We start from the raw sequence: 21,067 nt of genomic DNA, 5'->3' as shown, positions 1-21,067 counted from the left end.
CGATGCGCACGCCCCGGCTGACATCATCGATCACGACGCACCCGACGCGTGCTGCGCCGCAAGACTCAGCCGACCAGCACGTCCGCGCGAAAGCCCGGCACGATGCGATCCTGCCAGAATTCACCGGCTTCATGAACCTGTCGCGCCGGCGGTGCGCTCATGATCACGGCGCAGGCCGATGCCGGGACCACATCCGACAATGTCAGTTCAAGCGCGTTCTCTTCCGCGAAAGCCGCGATTGCCTCGGTTTGTTCGGCGTTCGGTCGGCCGGTGAGGAGGATGTCCTTCGCGTCCCAGAGCCTCGATCCGAGCGCCCAGAGCGCAAGGCTGTGCAATGCATCGGAGCCGTCATGCAGGATCGCGACGGGCCCGCTCGCCTGCGCCGTGCCGACGAACAGGGTCGCACCGGCATGGCGTTCGGCGAGCGCGAACAGCTTGTCGCCGGGCTGGGATTCGCCGGCGGGCAGGCCGAGATCCGCCCCGTGATCGCACCAGCCCTCGCAGGGCAGCAGCAGCAATTCACGCGCCTGCGCATCGCAAGCCGGGATCAGCGCGAGCGGATCGCCCTCCTCGTAGGTGAGCGAGAACGGCACACGGCTTTCCGCCGTCACGCCCTGCGTTTCGGCGAGCGTCCTGGCCAGGGCCGAGCGGATCACCTCGCCGGGATCGGGTACCTTGGCCCGTGCAATGCAGTCCTCGTCGATGACAGCGATGCCGGATAGAGGCACCGAACGGGCATGGGCAAGGGTTTCCGCCCGCCGCGCAATGGCCTTGGCGTCGGGGCCGAAGATGGCGAAACGGACCGCGTCATAGCCGGGTTTCGCGAATGCGTCCGCCTCCGCCGCCCTGTGTGCCGTATCGGGCTTTGCCGCAGCGCCGGAATGGTCCGTTGCGCCGCCCAGCATCGACTCCATCCGGCGCTCGAAGGCAGCCTCGCCGCGCGCTTCGAGCGGCACCTCGCAACGTGGCAGCACGCCTTCGAGCGCATCTTCGCTGCTTTCCAGCGGTGCACCGGAAATATACGAGGCGCGCCCCAGCAGGTGACCGGCCACGGGCAGCGTCGCCAGCAGGAAAAGAAAGGTGATGCCGGCGACGATGACGGCATCCGTCTGCCCCATATCGATGGCGACGCCCACGAGGACGAGGCCCGCACCGAGCGTGCCGGCCTTGGTCGAGGCATGCATGCGCTGGAACGGATCCACGAAGCGCAGCACGCCGATCGTCGCCACGCAGAGAAAGCCGACGCCGACGAGCTTGAAGAGAAAGGCGAGAAGCGCGAGCATCAGGACTTCCTTTCCTTCTTCTCGAGGAAGGAGGCGAGGGCCACCGTGGCGAGGAAGGCGATGAGGGCGACGCCGAGCCCCACATCAAGGAATTCACGCCGCAACGTCACCGCCGCCGTCAGCGCGCAGGCCGCCACCGCGATGCCGGTCAGCATGTCGAGGGCGACGAAGCGATCGGCATAGCCGGGCCCCACGATCATGCGCACGGCAGCGCCGACCAGGGCGATGACCAGAATCACCAGCATCACGACGGATGCGCCGGTGACGAAAGCATCGATGGATTCAAACATCTTCGATCCTCCGGATCAGCCCCTCGAAGGTTCCCTTGATATCCTGCGCCACGGCTTCGACGCCGGGATTGTCGAGCACGTGCACATAGAGCGTCTTGCGGTCATCGGAGACATGCAGGGAGGTGGTGCCGGGGGTCAGCGAGACCAGATTGGCCAGCGTGGCAATGCCCAGATCCGTGCGCAGATCGAGCGGCACCGCCACCACGGCCGGTTTCAGGCTCTCCAGCGGTGACAAGGCCGCGATGGCCACGCGCGAGGCGGACTGGATCAGCGCGATGATGAAGACGACGAAGAGCTGGCCGAGCAGAGCCAGACGAAGCGGATTCAAGAGCGCCATCACCGAACCTCCTCCTCAACGCCGTCCACCGGGCCGTTATCGATCATCTCCGCCTCCACAGCCTCACCCGCGATCAGCGCTCCGGCTTCCGCAGCCGCCTCGGCGCCGAAGACCGGAGCAATATAGAGCGGCGGATCGACCAGCACCTCGGCGGCGTTGCGGGCATAGGTGACAAAGGGATCGGCGAAGAGGCCGATGGTCATGGTCACCGCGCCCAGCATCGCGATCGGGATGATGAAGGCCAGGGGGACATGACGCCGCCGCGACGGCTTCACCGGCGAGGCTTTCCAGAACGCCTCCATCCAGATCTTCATCATCGAGAACAGCGTCAGCACGCCCACGACCAGCGCCACGGCGGCAAGACCGTAATACTCGGCCCGCAGCGAGGCGTCGATTACCAGGAACTTGGCCCAGAAGCCCGAGAGCGGCGGCAGGCCGGCGAGCGAGAGCGCCGGGATCAGGAAGAGTACCGCGAGCCAGGGATGCGATTTCAGCAAGCCCCCGGTCTTGCGCAGATCATCAGAGCCCCCCGCCGCGCGGATCGCGCCCGCAAGCAGGAACAGGTTCGCCTTCACGATGATGTGGTGGATGATGTAGAAAGAGGCGCCGGCCCAGGCGATCGGCGTGGCGATGGCGAGCCCCATCAGCATGTAGCCGATCTGGCTGATGATGTGGAATGACAGGATACGCCGGATGTTCCACTGCACCGCCGCGCCGAACACGCCCGTGATCATCGTCATCGCCGCGATGAAGGTGAAGACGTAGCGCAGCGTCTCGCCCTCAATCAGGAAGAGCAGCGTGAAGGTGCGGAAGGTGGCATAGACACCCACCTTGGTGAGCAGCCCGGCGAAGATCGCCCCCACCGCGAAGGTTGCGGTATGGTACGAGGCCGGCAGCCAGAAGAACAGCGGAAACAGGCCGGCCTTGATGGCGAAGGCCGCGAGAAACAGCATCGCCGCCGTCATCAGGCCCGGTGTCATCGTCATGCCCGGCAGGACACGCGCCAGATCCGCCATGTTGAGCGTGCCGGTGGCGCCGTAGAGCAGGGCCAGACCGATCAGGAACAGGATCGTCCCGAACAGGTTGAGGATGCCATATTTGATGGTGCCATCGAGTTGCTCGCGGCTGCGGCTGATCACCAGCAGGCCGAGCGAGGTGATCAGCATCACCTCGAACCAGACATAGAGGTTGAAGGCGTCGCCGGTGAGGAAGGCGCCGTTCACGCCCGTGATCATCCCGTGAAACAGCGGGTAGAACCCGGCGCGCTCATGACGTGCGCGCACGTCGTAGAAGCCGAAGATCCCGACCGTCAGCGCCAGCAGACCGGTGATCGCGACGAGCGCGGCGGCCAGCGGATCGGCCACGAAGCTGATGCCGAAAGGGGGCGCCCAGCCACCGAACTGCTTGGCGATGACGCCCTGCTCGACCACGGTCATGGTCAGCTTCACCGAGGCGGCGAAGAGCAGTACCAGACCGATGAAGCTGATAATGCGCTGGACCTTGATATTGTACCAGAAACAGGCCGCGAGCGCCGCCGTCGTGATCGGGATCAGGACGGGCCAGAGAAGATCCAGCTGATCAGCCATTGGTCTTCACCTCGTCGCTCTTCCTGCCGGCGGCAGCGGGTTCTTCGGCGGGTCTTCCTTCGGCGGGTCTTCCTTCGGCAGGTCTTCCTTCGGCAGGTCTTCCGTCCGGTGGCAGGAAGGGCGAGCCCATATCCTCCGCCGCCGTCATCTCGCGCGCATCGAGCGTATCGAGGCGCTTGTAGGCGGCGACCAGAAGCGCCACCGCGAAGGCGGTCAGGGCGAAGCCGATGACGATTGCCGTCAGCGCCAGCGCCTGGGGCAGGGAATTGGCGGCATCCAGCGCGAGTTGCTTGTCGCCCAGCGGAATCACTGCCGGCTGCATTGCGCCGATCCGCCCGGAGAAGAAGATCAGGAAGATCGCCCCGTTGGTCAGGAGCGCGAGGCCCAGGATGATGCGCACCACATGGCGCGACAGCATCAGATAGAGCCCGCAGCCCGAATAGGCGGCGATCGCGGCAGCGTAGAGGAAAGTCATCCCTGCTCCTCTTCGTAGAGGCGGAACATGAAGGCGAGCACCCCGCCGACGACGACGAAATAGACGCCGATATCGAAGACGAGCGTGGTGCCGAGCTTGAGGTCGAACAGGCCGAGCGACAGTTCCAGCCATTGATGCTGGAGATAGGAACCGTTGAGGACGACGCCGGGCAGGCCGCTCACGGCGGCGAGCACGAGCCCGGCGCCCATCAGCACTGCCGGGTGAATCCACAGGCGCCTGCGCGCCTCCTCGGCGCCGGCGGCGAAGGCGAGGGTGGCGAAGGCCGCCGCGCCCATCAGCCCGCCGACGAAGCCGCCGCCCGGCTCGTTATGGCCGCGCAGCAGGATCCAGAGCGAGACCAGCAGCATGACGATGAAGAAGATCCGCGTCGAGGCGACGAGAATGATGGAACGCATGGATCAGCTCCCCTTCGCCGGCATGTCGGCCGGTTTCTTCCTCGCCACGTTGTGACGCCGCAGCAGCGCCCAGGCGCCGAGCGCCGCGAAAGCGACGACGGCGATCTCGCCGAACGTGTCGAGGGCGCGGAAATCGACGAGGATGACGTTGACCACGTTGCGGCCGAAAGCCTCGGTGTAACTCACCTGCGCGAAATATTCCGGGATCACGGGGTTGAACGGCACAGCCGCGATCCACAGCACGCTGGCGAAGATGGCGAGCGCGAAGACGCCCGCCAGCACCGCGTCGAAGCTGCGCTCGCCACGGCTGCGTGTGGTACGGAAGACGAGCGGCAGGCGCAGCAGAACTGCGGTGACGATCACCATGAACAGGGTCTCGACCGAGAACTGGGTCAGCGCCAGATCCGGCCCGCCATTGAGCAGGAAGACGAGCGCGAGGCCGTAGCCGGCCAGGCTGACACCGATGATTGCCGTGACCAGCGAGGTCGTCAGCGCCGCAACGATGCTGCCGACGATGATCAACCCGGTCACGCCGATCATGTAGATGCTGAAATCCTCATGCGGGACGCTGGGGAAGACAGGCCCCTGGCCCGCGATCAGCCCATAGCCCATGGCGAAGGTGACGACGGTGGCGATCACCACGGTATAGATGCGCAGATCGCCGTTCTGCAGCCGCAGCGTCGACCAGCGTGCCAGCGCCAGGGTGCTGTCCAGCACCCAGTAATAACCGCGATCCGTGAGCAGGCGGTCGAAGACGCGCCGACGGCGCAGGGCGATATGGATCGGATTCCAGTATTTCGCCAGAAGCAGGCCGAGCGCGACGACAAGCGCCGAGAGCGCGAGCATCGGCGTCAGCCCGTGCCAGAGATAGAACGAGGCGTCGAGCGGCTCCCCATAGATCGCGGAGGCCGCCGGCTGGATCAGGCTCTTGGCGACCAGCCCGGGAGCGAGGCCGAAGATAAGCCCGGTAATGCCGAGTATCACCGGGCCCACCGTCATCCCCGTCGCTTCGCCATGATGCACGGGCAACGCGCGGCGGGCCGGGCGGAAGAAGGGGCGCATCACCACCACGACCGCGATCGCCACCATGACCGTGTTGACCAGGACGCCGATCAGCACGGCGATCGTGGTGAAGGTGGATTCGAGCTGGGCTTCGAAGAGGTATTCCTTGGAGATGAAGCCGACCGATGGTGGCAGGCCTGCGGCGGAAATCGCGGCAAGCACCGTTGCGCCCGCCGTGATCGGGAGGACCGATGCCAGCCCCCCGAGCCGGCTGAGCCGCGGCTCGCCGGTGGCGTGGATGACGATGCCGGCGCAGAAGAACAGGGCCGCCTTGTAGAGCGCATGCGCCAGGATGAAGCCGACGGTCGCCACCGCCGCGACCTCGCCCTCGAGACCGATCAGCATGGTGATGGTGCCCAGCGAGGCCACGGTCGAGAAGGCCAGCACCGCCTTGAAGGCCGTCGAGCGCAGGGCCTGAAGCGCGGCGATCAGCATGGTCGCGCCGCCGAAGGCGACGAGCGTCGGGCCGAACCAGGCGGCCTGGCTGAAGATCGGCGCCATCGTGGCGAGCAGGAACACGCCGAGCTTCACCATGGTGGCGGAGTGCAGATAGGCCGAGGCCGGGGTCGGCGCGGCCATGGCGTTGGGCAGCCAGAAATGGAACGGCACCTGCGCGGATTTGGTGAAGGCGCCCGCCATCATCAGGATGATGATCGCGCTGAAGAGCGGGCTCTGCGTCAACGCGGAGGAATCCGCCATCAGCGCATTGATGGAGAAGGTATCCGCCGTCACCCCGATCAGGATGATGCCGGCGAGCAGCGACAGCCCGCCGCCGACCGTGACCAGCATGGATTGCAAGGCCGCCTTGCGGGCGGCAAGCTTGGTCGAATCGAACCCGACCAGCAGGAAGGAGAGCAGGCTCGTCATCTCCCAGAAGACGAACAGGGCCATCAGGTTGTCGGCGGTCACCGTGGCGAGCATCGCGCTCATGAAGAGCAGGATGTAGAGCAGGAACTGCGCCCGGGTGAAGGCCGGTTTCTCGTCCATGTAGGAGGCGGCATAGAGCGCCACGAGGGTGCCGATGCCGCTGATCAGCAAGGCGAACAGCAGCGAGAACCCGTCGAGCCGGATCGTGAGATCGATCCCCAGAGTGGGCACCCAGGGGTTCACTTCGATGATCGGCGCCTCGCCCACAGCAGGCAACTGCATCAGGAAGAACAGGAAGAGCAGGGCCGGGACGGCCACGACGAGGGCATTGCCGATCGTTTTTGAGCGCGCCGCAACGAATGGCGCGAGGATCGACCCGATCAGCCCGAGAACGAGCGCTAACGTGACGGACAAGAGCCTGGCCTCCATCTCTCTGACCCGGGCCCGGACCATATCGGCCGGGCTGGTGCATGCGTCCCCGGTCTTGCCCGGCGCCGCCTGCGCCGCTTGGTAAAACAAGAACCCTTGGGGAAAACAAGAACCCTTGGGCAAAACAAGAACCCTTGGGGAAAACCCGTGCCCCATGGGGAAAACCCGTACCCCTTGGGCAAAACCCGTACCAAACGGGGCTTAACCTGCGCGTCTTAGCAAAACCTTGCAGTTATGCGTGTTTGTCCGCGATCCCGTCGGCGCATGATGCGCAGCTGTGTCCGCATTCCCGAACGATGCGCCCCGGAGCACGTTCGGATTTCCGGACATGGCCCCACGAAGCGCTGCGTTCAAAACGGCAATCCGCCCTGCTCCCGCTCGTCGCTCACCGCCAGATGCGCGCCTGCGGCAAGGCTGCCCGGCGCGATCACCTTCGCATAGATGCCGCAATCCATATGGCCGAGATGGCGCATCAGCGCCTGCGGGATGGCGAGATCGCGCAGACCCGTCCCCGGATCGACATTGGTCGCGGCACAGCGCACGATCGGACTCGTGACTTCCAGCCGCAGGCCGGACGGCGCTTCGAGCACCTGGCCGACGAGATCGAACTCGCCCCAGGCGGGCAGGCCGGTCACGTGGATGTTGCCGCGAAAGCGCAGCGGATCGACCGGCGCCCCGACCATGCCTTCGATGGCGGTGATGCTCGCGAGATTGATCAGCGAGACGAAGCCCTCGCGCGAATCGGTGAAGCGAAAGCCCGCCGGGGCTGCGCGCAGGGCGGCATCGCCGCGCAGGTCGTCGCCCGGGACATGCCGTGCGACGAAGGCGGCGATGGCGCGTGCATCCTCGGGATCGCCGCAGCGCGCCGCAATGCGCGCGCCACCTTCCCCCTCGATCACGAGCGTATCGGTCGCATCGTCGTAGCGGCTGCGCAGGCGCGCCAGCGCTTCGTTGCGCATCAGCATGAGATAATGCGTCTTGGCCTTGTGGCGCGGATCGGCGGGATCGAAGCCCGACGGGCCGTTCTCGATGGCGAAGATCCGGTCGCCGGGAAAATAACCGCCGGTCTCGAGCCGCGCCTGCGGCACGGATTCCGGCGACAGGCCCTTGACGGGATAACGGTGAAGACTCGCGATGCGTATCGTCATGCAAACGGGTTAACGGCGCGGGCGCCCGCCTGCAAGCGCGATCGGCATGAAGGCAGGCGCCTGCGCGCAAAAGCGTGGTTGCCAAATGCCGCGTGTTGCAGCAAACCACCGGCATGATCGCGCCTTCCGCCTCCGCCCTTGCGGCAATCGACCACCCGACCCGCGATGCCGGGTTCGGGGTGTACCTGCATTGGCCGTTCTGCGCGGCCAAGTGCCCTTATTGCGATTTCAACAGCCATGTCCGGCACCGCCCGATCGATCAGGCGCGTTATCTCGAAGGCTTCCGCCGCGAAATCGCCCATATGCGCGAGCTCACCCCCGGACGCCACGTCACAAGCATCTTCCTCGGCGGCGGCACGCCTTCGCTGATGGATCCGGCCACGGTTGCCGGTCTGCTCGACGCCGTCGGCGAGGCCTGGAGCGTCGACCGCGACGTCGAGGTGACGCTGGAGGCCAATCCCACCAGCGTCGAGGCCGAGCGCTTTCGCGGTTATCGCGCAGCGGGGGTGAACCGGGTCTCGCTCGGCGTGCAGGCGCTTGATGATGCCGCTCTCAAGGCCTTGGGGCGGCTTCATACCAGTGCCGAAGCGCTGGCTGCCGTGAAGATGGCCGCGAGCGCCTTCGAGCGTTATTCCTTCGATCTGATCTATGCCCGCCCCGGCCAGACGCCGCAGGGCTGGGCGCGCGAGCTCGAAGAGGCGATCGGGCATGCTGCCGAGCATCTTTCGCTCTATCAGCTCACCATCGAGCCCGGCACCGTCTTTGAGGCGCTGCATCGCGCCGGGCGCCTCACCGTGCCCGATGACGAGACCGGGCGGGCCCTGTTCGACATCACCCAGGAGATCTGCGAGCGCCACGGCATGCCGGCCTACGAGATCTCCAACCATGCCCGCCCCGGTGCGCAATCGCGGCACAATCTGGTCTATTGGCGCTACGGCGAATATGTCGGGATCGGACCCGGCGCCCATGGCCGCGTGGTCACGCCGCTCGGGCGGATGGCGAGCGAGACGCAAAAGCATCCCGAGACCTGGCTCGGCATGACCGAGAAACAGGGCCATGGGGTCACGGTCTTCGATGCCCTGACCCGCGAGGAGCAGGGCGACGAGTTCCTGGTGATGGGTCTGCGCCTGATCGAGGGAATCGATCCGCAACGCCTCGCCGCGCTCTCGGGCCGGGCCTTGCGACGCGAGCGGATCGAGGGTCTGATAGCGCAGGGATTGGTGCGCGAGGGAGCAGATGGGCGCCTCGCCGTGACGCCGGAAGGTCTGCCGATCCTCAATGCCGTGGTGGCGGATCTCGCCGCGTAATGCGCGCCGGAAGCACGTTCGTCACGCCGGTCCGGCTGCCGTCTTGCGGCGCGGGCCCAGCGGTGCGACCAGTTCCGGTCCCGGATTGCTCTCGCGGATGAAATGCGGCACGCGGCTGGCCGCCATCGGGCGGGCGAACAGATAGCCCTGGCCCAACTGGCAGCCCGATGCGGCGAGGAATGCCAGTTCCGTCTCGGTCTCGATCCCCTCGGCCACGACCCCGAGTCCGAGGCTGTGCGCCAGTTTGATCGTCCCTTCGAGAATCGCCTCGGCGCGTGTGCTCTTGCCGACCCGGCAGACGAAGGAGCGGTCGAGCTTGATCCAGTTGAGCGGAAACTGGTCGAGATGGGTCAACGAGGCGTAGCCCGTGCCGAAATCGTCCAGCGAGACCTGGATGCCGGCCTCCCGGAAACGGCGCAGGGCCCGCGACACCGCCTGCGCGCCATGGCCGAGAAAGACGTTCTCGGTGACTTCCACCTCGAGCCTGTGGGGCGCGATGCCGGCCGCGTCGAGCACGGCGATCACGCTGTCGGCGAATCTGGGATTGAGAAATTCGGCATTGGCGATGTTGAGCGCGACGGTCCCGGTCGCGATGCCTGCGGCATCCCAGCTGCGCATGTCGTCGATCAGGCGATCAAGCATGCGCTCGCCGATCGCCACGGAGAGTTCGGGATCGGAGAATGCCTCGGCGATTTCCATTGGACTGCGCAACCCGCCTTCGGGATGGCGCCAGCGCAACAACGCTTCGAAACCCGGCACCGAACCGTCCACGAGATCGATCTTGGGCTGATAGAACGGCACGATCGCGTTCTGGGTCAGTGCCGTGCGGGCGTGGCGCAGGGTGTGGACGCGTTTCTGCGCAGCCTCGCCGAGTGCTGGAGTATAGACGGTATACTGGTCGCGCCCGGCATGTTTGGCGGCATAGAGCGCGATATCGGCGAGCTTGACGAGTTCGTCGATATCATCGCCGTGATCAGGGAAGGCGGCGATGCCGACGCTCGCGCGACAGGGAAAATCGCGATCCGCGATGCGGAAGGGGTGGCGCATGCGCGTGACGATCCGTGTCGCCACGCGTTCGAGATCGACCATGTTTTCGATCTGCGGCAGCAGCACGGCGAATTCGTCGCCGCCAAGACGCGCGGCCAGGGCATCCTCGGGAATCACGCTGCGAATCCGGTCACCGATGGCGCACAGGATCTCGTCGCCGGCAGCATGACCGAGCGTGTCGTTGAGATCCTTGAAATTGTCGATATCGACCAGCATCAGCCCGAAACGCATCCGCTCTCCATTTCCGGGCGCCCGCAATTGGCCGAGGCGCTCCTGCAGGGCGAAGCGGTTGGGCAGCCCGGTCAGCGCATCCTGGCGGGCCATGCGCAGCATTTCGCGTTCGACCCGGCGTGTTTCGGTGACATCGGTATAGGTGCGCACCGCGCCGCCGCCGGCCAGGTGGACGGAGCGCACCTCGACGACGCTGCCATTCGGTCTTTGCCGTTCATAGACGGGGGGTGCGCCCCGGACCTCATGCGGATAAGGCAGCCATTCGGGCCAGTTTCCCGCGTCGAGAACGACCTCGCCGGTCGCCACCTGATAGCGGGTCAGATCGTCGAAATGCGCCTCGCCCTGGACGATCGCCTCGGGCAGATCGAGCAATTCCAGAAAGCGCTGGTTATAGACGCGGATGCGGCCCTCGTGATCCACCATCAGCAGGCCCTGATCCATGTTTTCGAGCGTGATCCGCAGCGTCTCGCCCTGTTCGGTCAGCTTGCGCTCGGCCTCACGGGCATCATGCACATCGGTGACGGTGCCGATCCATTCGCGCAATGCGCCGTCATCGTCGAACAGCGGCACGGCGCGTGTGCAGACCCAGCGGTAGCTGCCATCCGAAAACCGCAGCCGGTAGTGGGAGGCGCGTGGGCGATCATTCGGCAGGCGTGCCCTCGCACGCATGGTGAAGCGTTCGCGGTCATCGGGATGCAGGGCGGTGAGCCAGCCGTCGCCCTTGTATTCCTCGCGGGATTGCCCGGTGATCTCCTCCCACCCGGTGCTGTCGACGATCCCCCCATCGGCTGCGGCGCGCCAGACCACGAGGGCGCTGGCTTCGATGAGGGCGCGATAGCGCGCCTCGCTCATGGCGAGTTCGGCCTGGGCGGCGCGGGTCTCGTGGATATCGGTCGAGGTACCGAACCAGTGTTCGATCCGCCCCGTCGCATCGCGTACCGGCAAGGCCCGCGCCAGCATCCAGCGATAATCGCCCCCATGGTGGCGAAAGCGATACGCGATCTCCAGCGCCGCACCCTGCGCGAGGGCTTCATCCCAGGCTTCCGCAGCCCGCTTGCGGTCTTCGGGATGGACGAAGTCGAGCCAGTCGATGCGGCGGCGATCATCCGGATCGCCATGGATGAAGGCCCGGCAGCGCTGGTTGGAATAGACGATGCGCCCCTCCGGATCGGCGCACCAGACCATTTGCGGCATCGCTTCCGCCATCAGCCTGAACCGGGTTTCGCGCTCGCGGGCCGCGAGCAGGGCCCGGCGCTGCTCGGCCCGGTCCATCACCATGCGCGCGAGGATGCGCAGCATTCCAGCCTGATCGGGCGTGAGGCCCTGCGGGCGGGCGGCGAAATCGAGCGTGCAGAATGTGCCGACGGGCACGCCTTCTGCATTGCGCAGCGCGATACCGGCATAGAAGCGATAACCCGGCGCGGCCACGACCTTGGGATTTCCGGCATAGCGCGGGTCCGCAGACAGATCCGGGATTACCAGGAGGTCGGGTTCATGCAGCGTGGGCAGGCAGATGCAATCGGGCGTGAGCGGGCGCTCGCGCGCATCGAGGCCGATCTCCGCCTTGAAGAACTCCCGGTCGCCGTCGAGGAAGTTGATCAGCGCGACGGGGCAGCCGGTCGCCTTGACGGCGAGTTCCACGAGATCGTCGAAGGCAGGCTCGCGCGGGCTGTCGAGAATGCGGTAATTGCGCAGGGCCTGCAGGCGTACAGCCTCGTCGTGGCGCCGGGCGTCATGCTGCGCATCGTATCGGTCTTGATGGTCTGATCGTCGCGTCGCCTCGTCACGCTCGCGCATCTGCGCGTTCTCCAACATTCTTGCAACCTGTAAGACAGGCTGGCAGCGAATCTTCAAGAAATCGTTTCAGCCGCGCTTGTATGACGCAGGAAAGCTGCACGATCATTGATTCTTCCGTTTGGTCACGTGTCGTGTTGGCGCGGCCTCTCGCGGATCCTCCGGCCAGGGATGTCTGGGATAGCGCCCGCGCATCTGCGCGCGCACCTCGGCCCAGGATCCGGCCCAGAAGCCCGGCAGATCCCGGGTGATCTGGATCGGGCGGCGCGCCGGCGAGAGCAGTTCGAGCACGAGCGGCAGCCGCCCGCCGGCAATGGCGGGATGGGCGGTCAGGCCGAACAATTCCTGCACCCGCAGTGAAATCATCGGCTCCGCACCCTCATAGGCGATCGGCACCTGCGTGCCCGTCGGCGCGGTGAAATGGGTTGGGGCTTCCCGGTCGAGCCGTGCGCGCAGATCCCAGGGCAGCAACGCCTCGATCGCATCGTGCAGATCTCCCGCCGTGATCCGCGAGAGCGCATTGCGACCGATGATGAAGGGGGCGAGCAGATCGGCGGCGGCTTCGGCGAAGGCGGCATCGGAGAGATCCGGCCAGCCGGCATCGGCACCTTCCGCCCGGCGCAGGAAGCCGACACGCGCGCGCAATTGCGCAAGTGCGGGCGTCCAGGGCCATTGCGCCGGTCCGGGATCGCGTGCAATCCCCTCCGCCAGCACGCGGGCGGCTTCCTCGGTTTCGGGAACCGGCAAGGGAGTCCGGGTCAGGACGAGGGCGCCGAGCCGCTCGCTGCGCGCTGCGCGCAGGGCCCGTGCGGCGGGATCGTAGCTGATCTCGGCGCCCGTCGTGATCCGCGTTCCGGCCCGCGCACGGATCTCGTCGCGCGTGATGCGCGCCGCCGCGATGATGCGCGCCCGCGCCGCCGTACCACTGATCTCGGCTATGGCGAGATAGCCTTCCCCGGCCAGCGGATGCGCGGCATCGATCACCGCGCCGCGTCCGTTGGCCATGACGAATTCCCCCGGTTTGCCGCGCGCGCGCGCGATGCGTTCGGGATAGGCGGTGACGAGCAGCCCGCCAATCGCTTCATCAGCAAGCGCCTCATCGGGCATCCCGGTGTCGGCCTGCGATTCCCGGCGATCCGCATCGGGCGAGATGACCTGCGCCCAGCGTCGCGCCATGGCGCGCGCCTGTTGCGCCCGACCCCCGCCTTCACGGCGCAGGCGCATGACCCGTTGTGCGAGATCGGCATCGTCACCCCCGAGTCCGCGCTCGACCAGGACGGCAGCACAATCGGCGGCGAGGCGTGCGGCTTGCGGCGATTCCGCCGCCGCAGCGACGATCATCCGGGCAAGCCGCGGGGGCAGCGGCAGGGTGCGCAATGCGCGGCCCGTATCCGTCAGGCGCCCATCCGCTTCGATCGCACCGAGATCGGTCAGCAGCTTGCGCGCTTCCACGAGGGCGGGTGCCGGAGGCGTATCGAGGAAGGGCAGCCGGGCGGGATCGGTCTCGCCCCAGGCGGCACAATCGAGCACCAGCCCGGTGAGATCGGCATCGAGGATTTCAGGGCGCTGGTACGGCGCGAGCGCCCCGTTTGCCGCTTCTTCCCAGAGCCGGTAGCAGATGCCCGGCTGCGTGCGTCCCGCGCGCCCGCGCCGCTGATCGGCGCCGGCGCGCGAAATCCGCACGGTCTCCAGCCGCGTCAGGCCGGAACCCGGTTCGAAACGCGGCACCCGGGTATAGCCCGAATCGATGACCACGCGGATACCCTCGATGGTGAGCGCGGTTTCCGCGATGCTCGTCGCCAGCACCACCTTGCGCTTGCCCTGCGGCGCCGGGGCGATGGCGCGGTCCTGCTCGGAGCGCTCCAGCGCACCGAAGAGCGGCGCGATGATCAGGTTTGAATCGCGCAGGCGCTCCGTCAGCAGCCCCTCCACCCGGCGGATATCGGCAGCACCGGGCAGGAAGGCGAGAACCGAGCCGGTTTCCGCCGCCAGCGCCCGCAGGATGCAATCGACCATGTCGGCGGCGAGCGGGCGGCGCGGATCACGCCCGCCATAGCGCGTCTCCACCGGATGGCTGCGCCCTTGCGATTCGATTACCGGTGCCGGCTGCGCCTCCCCGTTTTCCGCCTCGGGTCCGAGCAGCGCCGCGATACGGGCACCGTCGAGGGTCGCCGACATGACCAGGATACGCAGATCCGGGCGCAGACCCGTCTGCACGTCCCGGGCGAGCGCGAGGCCGAAATCCGCATCGAGGGAACGCTCGTGGAACTCGTCGAAGATCACCAGCCCGACATCGTCGAGCAGGGGATCATCGAGCAGCATGCGCGCGAAGACGCCCTCCGTCACCACGGTGATCCGCGTCTTCGGCCCGGAGCGGGTCTCGAAGCGCATGCGCAGACCGACGGTCTCGCCGACGCGTTCGCCGAGATTCTCGGCCATACGCTGCGCTGCCGCCCGTGCGGCGAGCCGGCGGGGTTCGAGCAGGATGATCTGTCGCCCCGCAGCGCTGTCACCAGCGAGAAAACGCGCATCGCGCAGGAGCGCCAGCGGCACCCGCGTGGTCTTGCCCGCACCGGGAGGCGCCACCAGCACCGCTGATGCATGATCGTCGAGCGTCGCGGTAATGCGATCGCGCACGGCGTCGATGGGAAGAGCCTCGCGGAAGGCGGGGGCTGCGGGTTCTGCGGAATCAGACATGCGCAGAGATCTAGACCATCTGCACTCCGGCTGCATCGCCTGTTTGCAGGCGGGCGGATCTGCCGGGCTTCGCTGCCCTGATCGATTGGCTTTGGGGGTGTAACAACGTATTGAGAATTGATTAGCAACTTTAAATTACAAGCAATCAGGAAGCGGTTTCAGGGGCAATGATGAAGATCTTGAATTCTGTCGCGATCATCCAGGGCGCCTTGCGGTCCATCACCGCTGCGGCGCGGTGCATGGCGCATGTCGCCCTCGGGTTTCGTGCCGACATGCGGGCCAATATCGCCCTCATCTTCGCCCTTGCCCTGATCCCGATCATTGGCGCGATCGGTGCGGCTCTGGATTATTCGCGCTGGGCGGATGCGCGCAGTACGGTTCAGGCCATGGTGGATGCAACGGCGATGCAGGCTGTCGGGCGATCGCGGGACCGCGCCGCGCTCGATGCTGCGGAGGAAGCGCTGCTCGTGCGCCTGCAAGAGGTCTCGCACGCGCCCGTGATCCGCGATCTCCAGGTCATGCGTGAAAATCCGGTCGAGGAAACGCAGACACTGGTTGCGGTTTCCGTCAACGGCGGCGTGCCCACAACCTTCATGCGCTTCTTCGGCTTCGCGGAGCTGCCGCTGCGTGCCGAGGCCCGCACGCGCGGTGAGCTGCGTTCCTTCGAAATCTCGCTGGTGCTCGACGTGACGGGATCGATGCGTTTCCGCAGCAGGCTGGAGGCGCTGCAGGATGCGGCGCACGGCCTCATCGACACCATCCTGCCCGAAGGTGAAGCATCCGGCCAACGGGTGCTTCTGAACGTGGTGCCCTACGTGACGGCAGTGAATATCGGGCGCGATCGCGGCGACTGGCTGGCCCCGCTCGACGAGGCACCGCACAACCACCCGCCCGGCACCTCCCGCTACGCCAACCGCTATATCTGGAGCGCGAGCGAAGTTGCCGCTGCGGATTGCCAGGGTACCGGCGTGACCTGGGATGCCGCTCTGGGCGTGTGTTATCTGGGCAATCGCAGCGAATGGGCGCGCCCCGGCCCCTGTCCCGGTGTTCGGATCAACGGCACCTGCCATGTCGCCGATGGCTGGATGGGATGCGTCGAGGAAAGGGGGCGTGACCCTCACGCGTTGACGGATGCGCCGCCGGCAATCGCGCCGTTCACGCCCTATTACTGGCCATCCTGGCAGGGTGTTGGCAATCCTGATGCCGAGGCCATGCACAACAGTTATCTGCCGGTCGCGATCGACGAGAGCGTGACGACCACCGCATCAAGCAATATGGGGCGCGGCCCCAATCTCGGCTGCCCGCAAAACGTGATCACCGACTGGACCAATGACCGGCGCCTGCTCGGCGATGCGATCGATTCCCTGATGCCCTGGGGGCGCAGCGGCACCATGACGCCGACGGGTCTGGCCTGGGCATGGCGCACGCTCTCGCCGCGCTGGGCCGGCATGTGGGGGGATGCGCCGGCGCCGCGGGACTACGATCCGCAGAATGTCGAGAAGATCGCCATCTTCATGACCGACGGCATCAACCAGTTCTTTTCGCTCAATGCACCGACCGGAGACAGCGACTACGGCGCCCTGGGTTTCATCAGCGAGAATGACGGTGTCGACCAAAGCAACGATCAGGATTTTCTCGACGCCAGAATGTTGCAGCTCTGCACCGGGATGAAGAACGAAGGAATCGAGATCTTCACCATCGGCTTCGACCTGCAGCGTTTCGAGGAGGGTATCCAGGCGCGTCAGATGCTGGATGATTGCGCAACGACGCCGGAGCATTTCTTCGATGCCGATGTCAGCAGTGTCGGCCGCGCCTTCGACCAGATCGCCAGAGACATCCGCTCGCGCCGGGAGCGCATCACGCATTGACCATGATCGTCACCGGTACAATCGCTGCGGCGACAAGCGCCTTGTCAATGCTGTCGAGGAACCGGAAAAAGCCTTGTATCTGCGCTGGCTCTCCCTTTCTCCGCCGCGTCCATACCGGTTCCGGGCTTTGTCTCGGTTCTGCCGACCGATTGCCGCATCCGAAATGATCCAATCGCTGGAAATCGGTCTCCGACACAAGCATCATTCCGTCAGGTCGCAGCGCGCTCCAGGTCAATGCCGCTCACGCGGGCCGCTGCTTCGTCAGCCGATCGATCCGTGTTTGTCCAAGGCGCGTGTCCGGCGCGTCATGGGCCGGATTGGAGTTCACCGAGAACCTGCCGGAATGCGGCAACGCAGCGCGCCATGGCGTCTGGCCGAACAGCACCGATGCAGGCGATGCGAAAACGGTCCCCCGGCGGCCAGCTTCCCCGGATAAATCTGAAATCCCAGGCATGCGAGTTCCTCGTAGAGCGCTTCAAACCCGCCCGAGAGCCCCGACGGAAAGGAAAGGTGACGATGATCCGCTCCAGCCCTTCCGCTGCAAGTCCTTCCGTGAGAACGGCCAGATTTTGCCGGTAGCGGTCGATTCGTGCCTGTGGTCCGCCCTCGCGGGCAAGAATGTGCAAGGTTTCAGCGCGTGTGGCGATCACTTGAACCGGCGGCGTGAGGCGCCATTGTCCCTTTCGTTCGAAGTTGGGCCACTGTTCGCAAAAGGTCGAGCGCCACGCTCGGTGCCTTGTGGGAGACGCGCCTCATCGCTTCCCGGTCGACGAGGACGAAGCCTGCGCCGGGGATCGATTCGAGGCATTTGCCGCTTGCTGCGACGACAGCCGCAGCCCGGGTGGCGCGCAGGTCGAGGGGGAGTGCACCGAAGCTGCTCATCGCATCGAGAACAAGCAGCCGCCCGCGATCCGACAGCATGCTGGCCAGCGTCTTGTCGTCTGGCCTCGCTGATTCGGGCAGCATTCCGGATCTCGTCAGCGAAGGCTCCCGGTCTGTCGAAATCCCGCATAGTCTGGTGAGCGACAGGCGTTTTCCGGCGGCGTGTTGCGCGCAAGGTCCATGCTCATGAGGCACCTGACCTGCATATACCCGCTACTCGGTCCGGAGGCGCGAGCGCTGGCGCAGGGCCCGCAAGGCGGGTAGCGACAGGAGCACGAGCGCCACGATCATCAGGGCGACCGCGATCGGATGACCCGTGAAGAAGGCGGTGAAGCTGCCATTGGTGATGATCAGGCCCTGGCGCAGGCTCATCTCAAGCGTCGGGCCGAGCACCATGCCGATCACCAGCGGCGCCATCGGGTAGCCCTGGCGGCGCAGGATGAAGCCGATCACCCCGGCAACCGCCATGACCAGCAGATCGAAGGGATTGCCACGCACGAAATAGACGCCGATCACGCAGAAGACGGCGATCGCGGTCATCAGGAAGGCCTCGCGCATGCGCAGAAGCGGGGCGGCGAGCCGCGAGACCAGCATCCCGAGCGGCAGCAGGATCAGGTTGATCAGCGCGAAGCCGGTGAAGATCGCGGCGATCAGGGTCGGATTGCTGGTCATCAGCCGCACGCCCGGTGTGACTCCGTGCAGCGTCAACGTGGCGAGCATCACGGCGGTGATGGCGTCGCCGGGAATGCCGAGCGCCATGGTTGGCACCAGCGCGCCGCCCGTCACCGCGTTGTTGGCCGATTCCGAGGCGATGATCCCGTCCGGCTCACCCTTGCCGAAATCGTCGCGCCGCGGCGACGAGCGGCGCGCTTCGGCATAGGAGATGAAGGCTGCCGTCGCCGCCCCCGTTCCGGGCAGGACGCCGACGCCGCAGCCGATGGCGATCGACTTGGCGAGCCCGCCGAGGCGCCCCTTCCAGGCGCGCAGCTTCGGCAGGACGATCCCCTCGAAGGCCACCAGAAGCGCGGCGCCGTCGATCCTGCGCGAGGCGCGCAGCAGCACTTCCGACAGGGCAAAGACGCCGATCACCACCGCGAGCAGGTCAAGGCCCGCGATGAGATTGAAGAGGCCGAAGGTGAAGCGCCCTTCACCGGTGATCGGGTCCCCGCCCACGCTCGACAGAAAGATCCCGATCACGCCGGCGAGCAGCCCCTTGATCATCGAGCCCTCGGAAACCGAGACGATGCAGGTGAGCCCGAGCAGGATCAGGGCGAAGGTCTCGATCGGTCCGAAATTGAGTGCGAAAGCTGCGACCTGCGGGGCCGCGAGGATCAACATGATCGCCGAGACAATGCCACCGGCAACCGATGCCAATGTGGCCCAGCCAAGCGCCAGCCCGGCTTCGCCACGCTGCGACATCGGATAGCCGTCAAGGCAGGTCGCTGCCGATTGCGGCGTGCCGGGCGTGTTGATCAGAATGGCGGAAATCGATCCGCCATAGACCGAGCCGGCATAGATCGCGAGGACGAGAAGGATGGCCGGGATCTGGCCCATGCCGAGCGTGAAGGGCAGGATGATCGCCACGGCGACGGTCGAGCCGATCCCGGGCAGGGCGCCGAGGATGATGCCGAGCATCGTCCCCAGAATGAGGACCGCGACGCCCTCCAAAGTGAAGATCAGGCCCAGGGCCTGTGGCAGCAGTTCGAGCATATCAACCCCTTACAGCCACCAGAAGAACGGTGATGCCGGCAGTGGCATCTTCAGAATCCGGTTGAACAGGATCAGCAGCACCGCCGGCGCCCCGATCGCGAAGGCGGCAATCGTCGCGACATGCCGCTGGCCGAGGGCGAGCAGCGACACCGTGCAGAAGGCGACGGAGGTGATGAAGAATCCCAGTCGGGTGAAGAACACGGCATAGAGCACGACGGCGACGATCAGCGCACCGATGCGCCATGCCGCGGGTTCCTGCGCGGGCGTGCCATGCCGGATCGCGGCCGCGATTTCCATGAAGGCGAGCCCGACCCACAGGATCAGGATAATGCGCGGGAAGAAAGTCGGGTCGAAAGCCGGTGGCAGATCAGGGCTACTCCCGAACGTCGTCGCGAGAAGCGCTGCGCCGGTCAGGAACAGCGCGATCGCGACGAGTGCGCGCTCGTTCATCAACGCCAACATCGCAAACTCCAGGTAATCGCCTTGTCCGGCAGAGCCCAACTTGCCGGAGCGCGGGCTGATCGCGCCGCGCTCCGACCGGTTTTTCAGGGATCGGACTTCAGAGACCGGCAGCGTCGATCAAGGCGCCATTGGCTTCGTATTGCGCCCGGAAGAATGCGTCGAATTCCTCCGCGTCCTTGAAGTCGATCACCGTGTTCGTGCGCGCGGCAAAGGCCTGGAAGCCTTCCGAATTCACGGCCTGCTCACAGGCGTCGGAGAGCTGCGCCGTCACCTGCGCATCGACACCTGCCGGTGCGAAGAGACCGCCCCAGAGATAGAGCTCGTTCAAGGGCGCCTCGATACCGGCTTCCGCAGCCGTGGGAACATCAGGGAAGCTCTCGAGCCGGGTATCGTTGAACACCAGGAGCGGGCGGAAATCGCCGCTGGCCATCAGCAATTCGGTATCACCGAAAAACTGGATGGTGCCTGCGGCCATGCCCTGCAAGGCCGGGCCGGAACCCTGGAAGGGGAGGTGGCGCACCTTGTCGAGCACGCCGAGGCCGGAAAAGGCGGCGACCATGGTCAGATGCGTGATCGCGCCGGGCCCTGAGGAGCCGTAGAGATATTGCCCCGGGTTCTCCTCCACGGCGGCGACCACGTCCTCGATCGTCTCGAAGGGGCTGTCGGCATTGACGAAGAAGAGGGTGGGTGAGGCCGCAACCGAGCAGATCGGTGTCCAGCTGTCGATACCATAAGGCGCCTCGCGCACCTGTGGCTGGATCGTGGACACGGTGATCGACCAGTAGCCCAGCTGATAGCCGTCCGGACGCTGGCCCGCCAGCGCGCCCGCTGCTACCGTCCCCGAACCGCCGGCGGTGTTCGAGACGAAGACGTCGCCATCGATGGCCTCGGCGAAGTGGGGCGCCAGAGCACGCAAGAGCAGATCCGTGCCTCCGCCGGCATTGAAGGGCACCACGAGATTGATCGGGCGTTCCGGAAAGGCCTGGACGGCAGTTGCGCCGGTGAGCAGGGCAGCGCCCGCACCCAGTGCGCAAAGGTGTTTGCGGATCGACATGTTTTCCTCCCTCAAGTTGAATTCTCTTGATTGGTATCGTTATCAATTCCAATGATAACGTTGTCATTCGAGAATTCAACGATTAAACGAGGAGATTGAACGCCAATCCGGCCTTGGGGCCG

At 66.0% G+C, this 21,067-nt stretch carries 17 protein-coding genes; 2 read left to right on the top strand and 15 right to left on the bottom strand.

Going from position 1 to position 21,067, the window contains the following annotated elements:
* Nucleotides 1-65: 65 nt before the first annotated feature.
* From mnhG to GA0071312_RS03580, 8 genes are all read right to left on the bottom strand, one after another.
* On the bottom strand, nucleotides 66-1,283 hold the full coding sequence (gene mnhG, locus GA0071312_RS03615) for a monovalent cation/H(+) antiporter subunit G (protein ID WP_074443643.1): 1,218 nt from the start codon (nucleotides 1,281-1,283) through the stop codon (nucleotides 66-68).
* Nucleotides 1,283-1,573, bottom strand: a complete 291-nt coding sequence (locus tag GA0071312_RS03610; RefSeq protein WP_074443642.1) for an MrpF/PhaF family protein — start codon at nucleotides 1,571-1,573, stop codon at nucleotides 1,283-1,285. The genes mnhG and GA0071312_RS03610 overlap by 1 nt, the downstream gene beginning before the upstream one ends.
* On the bottom strand, nucleotides 1,566-1,910 hold the full coding sequence (locus GA0071312_RS03605; protein WP_074443641.1) for a Na+/H+ antiporter subunit E: 345 nt from the start codon (nucleotides 1,908-1,910) through the stop codon (nucleotides 1,566-1,568). The genes GA0071312_RS03610 and GA0071312_RS03605 overlap by 8 nt, the downstream gene beginning before the upstream one ends.
* Entirely contained in the window at nucleotides 1,910-3,496 is a 1,587-nt protein-coding gene (locus tag GA0071312_RS03600) for a proton-conducting transporter transmembrane domain-containing protein (RefSeq protein ID WP_074443640.1), read from the bottom strand. The genes GA0071312_RS03605 and GA0071312_RS03600 overlap by 1 nt, the downstream gene beginning before the upstream one ends.
* Complete coding sequence (locus GA0071312_RS03595; RefSeq protein WP_074443639.1) at nucleotides 3,489-3,971, bottom strand: sodium:proton antiporter; 483 nt, start codon at nucleotides 3,969-3,971, stop codon at nucleotides 3,489-3,491. Before GA0071312_RS03595 ends, GA0071312_RS03600 begins: the two co-directional genes overlap by 8 nt.
* Nucleotides 3,968-4,387: an MnhB domain-containing protein gene (locus tag GA0071312_RS03590; RefSeq protein WP_074443638.1), complete on the bottom strand. Its 420-nt coding sequence runs from the start codon at nucleotides 4,385-4,387 to the stop codon at nucleotides 3,968-3,970. The genes GA0071312_RS03595 and GA0071312_RS03590 overlap by 4 nt, the downstream gene beginning before the upstream one ends.
* Nucleotides 4,388-4,390: 3 nt before the next feature.
* Complete coding sequence (gene mbhE, locus GA0071312_RS03585; protein WP_238947080.1) at nucleotides 4,391-6,730, bottom strand: hydrogen gas-evolving membrane-bound hydrogenase subunit E; 2,340 nt, start codon at nucleotides 6,728-6,730, stop codon at nucleotides 4,391-4,393.
* Nucleotides 6,731-7,095: 365 nt separating this feature from the next.
* Nucleotides 7,096-7,893 carry an MOSC domain-containing protein gene (locus tag GA0071312_RS03580; protein WP_074443636.1) on the bottom strand — a complete coding sequence of 266 codons (798 nt, stop codon included), beginning with the start codon at nucleotides 7,891-7,893 and terminating at the stop codon, nucleotides 7,096-7,098.
* Between the two features lie 113 nt (nucleotides 7,894-8,006).
* Here GA0071312_RS03580 and hemW point away from each other — a divergent pair, with 113 nt between their 5' ends.
* Nucleotides 8,007-9,200 (top strand): radical SAM family heme chaperone HemW, encoded by a 1,194-nt coding sequence (gene hemW, locus GA0071312_RS03575; protein WP_074444184.1) that lies wholly within the window; start codon nucleotides 8,007-8,009, stop codon nucleotides 9,198-9,200.
* 21 nt (nucleotides 9,201-9,221) lie between these two features.
* Here the strand turns inward: hemW and GA0071312_RS03570 are convergent, their stop codons facing one another.
* On the bottom strand, nucleotides 9,222-12,293 hold the full coding sequence (locus GA0071312_RS03570; RefSeq protein WP_074443635.1) for a bifunctional diguanylate cyclase/phosphodiesterase: 3,072 nt from the start codon (nucleotides 12,291-12,293) through the stop codon (nucleotides 9,222-9,224).
* An 84-nt stretch (nucleotides 12,294-12,377) separates the two neighbouring features.
* On the bottom strand, nucleotides 12,378-14,969 hold the full coding sequence (hrpB, locus tag GA0071312_RS03565) for an ATP-dependent helicase HrpB (RefSeq protein WP_074443634.1): 2,592 nt from the start codon (nucleotides 14,967-14,969) through the stop codon (nucleotides 12,378-12,380).
* Nucleotides 14,970-15,208: 239 nt separating this feature from the next.
* Here hrpB and GA0071312_RS03560 point away from each other — a divergent pair, with 239 nt between their 5' ends.
* Nucleotides 15,209-16,837, top strand: coding sequence for a TadE/TadG family type IV pilus assembly protein (locus tag GA0071312_RS03560; RefSeq protein ID WP_074443633.1), 1,629 nt, complete (start codon nucleotides 15,209-15,211; stop codon nucleotides 16,835-16,837).
* On the opposite strand, the gene GA0071312_RS03555 is transcribed toward GA0071312_RS03560, so the two are convergent.
* From GA0071312_RS03555 to GA0071312_RS03535, 5 genes are all read right to left on the bottom strand, one after another.
* Nucleotides 16,827-17,033, bottom strand: a complete 207-nt coding sequence (locus GA0071312_RS03555) for a hypothetical protein (protein WP_131817694.1) — start codon at nucleotides 17,031-17,033, stop codon at nucleotides 16,827-16,829. The genes GA0071312_RS03560 and GA0071312_RS03555 overlap by 11 nt on opposite strands.
* A 434-nt stretch (nucleotides 17,034-17,467) precedes the next feature.
* On the bottom strand, nucleotides 17,468-17,803 hold the full coding sequence (locus tag GA0071312_RS03550; protein WP_074443631.1) for a hypothetical protein: 336 nt from the start codon (nucleotides 17,801-17,803) through the stop codon (nucleotides 17,468-17,470).
* Nucleotides 17,804-17,932: 129 nt separating this feature from the next.
* Nucleotides 17,933-19,429, bottom strand: a complete 1,497-nt coding sequence (locus GA0071312_RS03545) for a tripartite tricarboxylate transporter permease (RefSeq protein WP_074443630.1) — start codon at nucleotides 19,427-19,429, stop codon at nucleotides 17,933-17,935.
* A 9-nt stretch (nucleotides 19,430-19,438) separates the two neighbouring features.
* Nucleotides 19,439-19,891, bottom strand: coding sequence for a tripartite tricarboxylate transporter TctB family protein (locus GA0071312_RS03540; RefSeq protein WP_074443629.1), 453 nt, complete (start codon nucleotides 19,889-19,891; stop codon nucleotides 19,439-19,441).
* A 97-nt stretch (nucleotides 19,892-19,988) separates the two neighbouring features.
* Nucleotides 19,989-20,945, bottom strand: coding sequence for a Bug family tripartite tricarboxylate transporter substrate binding protein (locus GA0071312_RS03535; RefSeq protein ID WP_083204274.1), 957 nt, complete (start codon nucleotides 20,943-20,945; stop codon nucleotides 19,989-19,991).
* Between the last annotated feature and the right edge of the window lie 122 nt (nucleotides 20,946-21,067).

This window comes from Saliniramus fredricksonii, assembly GCF_900094735.1.
In the GTDB taxonomy this organism is placed as follows: domain Bacteria; phylum Pseudomonadota; class Alphaproteobacteria; order Rhizobiales; family Beijerinckiaceae; genus Saliniramus; species Saliniramus fredricksonii.
The sequence above is the reverse complement of the archived record's forward strand: the minus strand, read 5'-3'. Positions and strand labels throughout refer to the sequence as shown.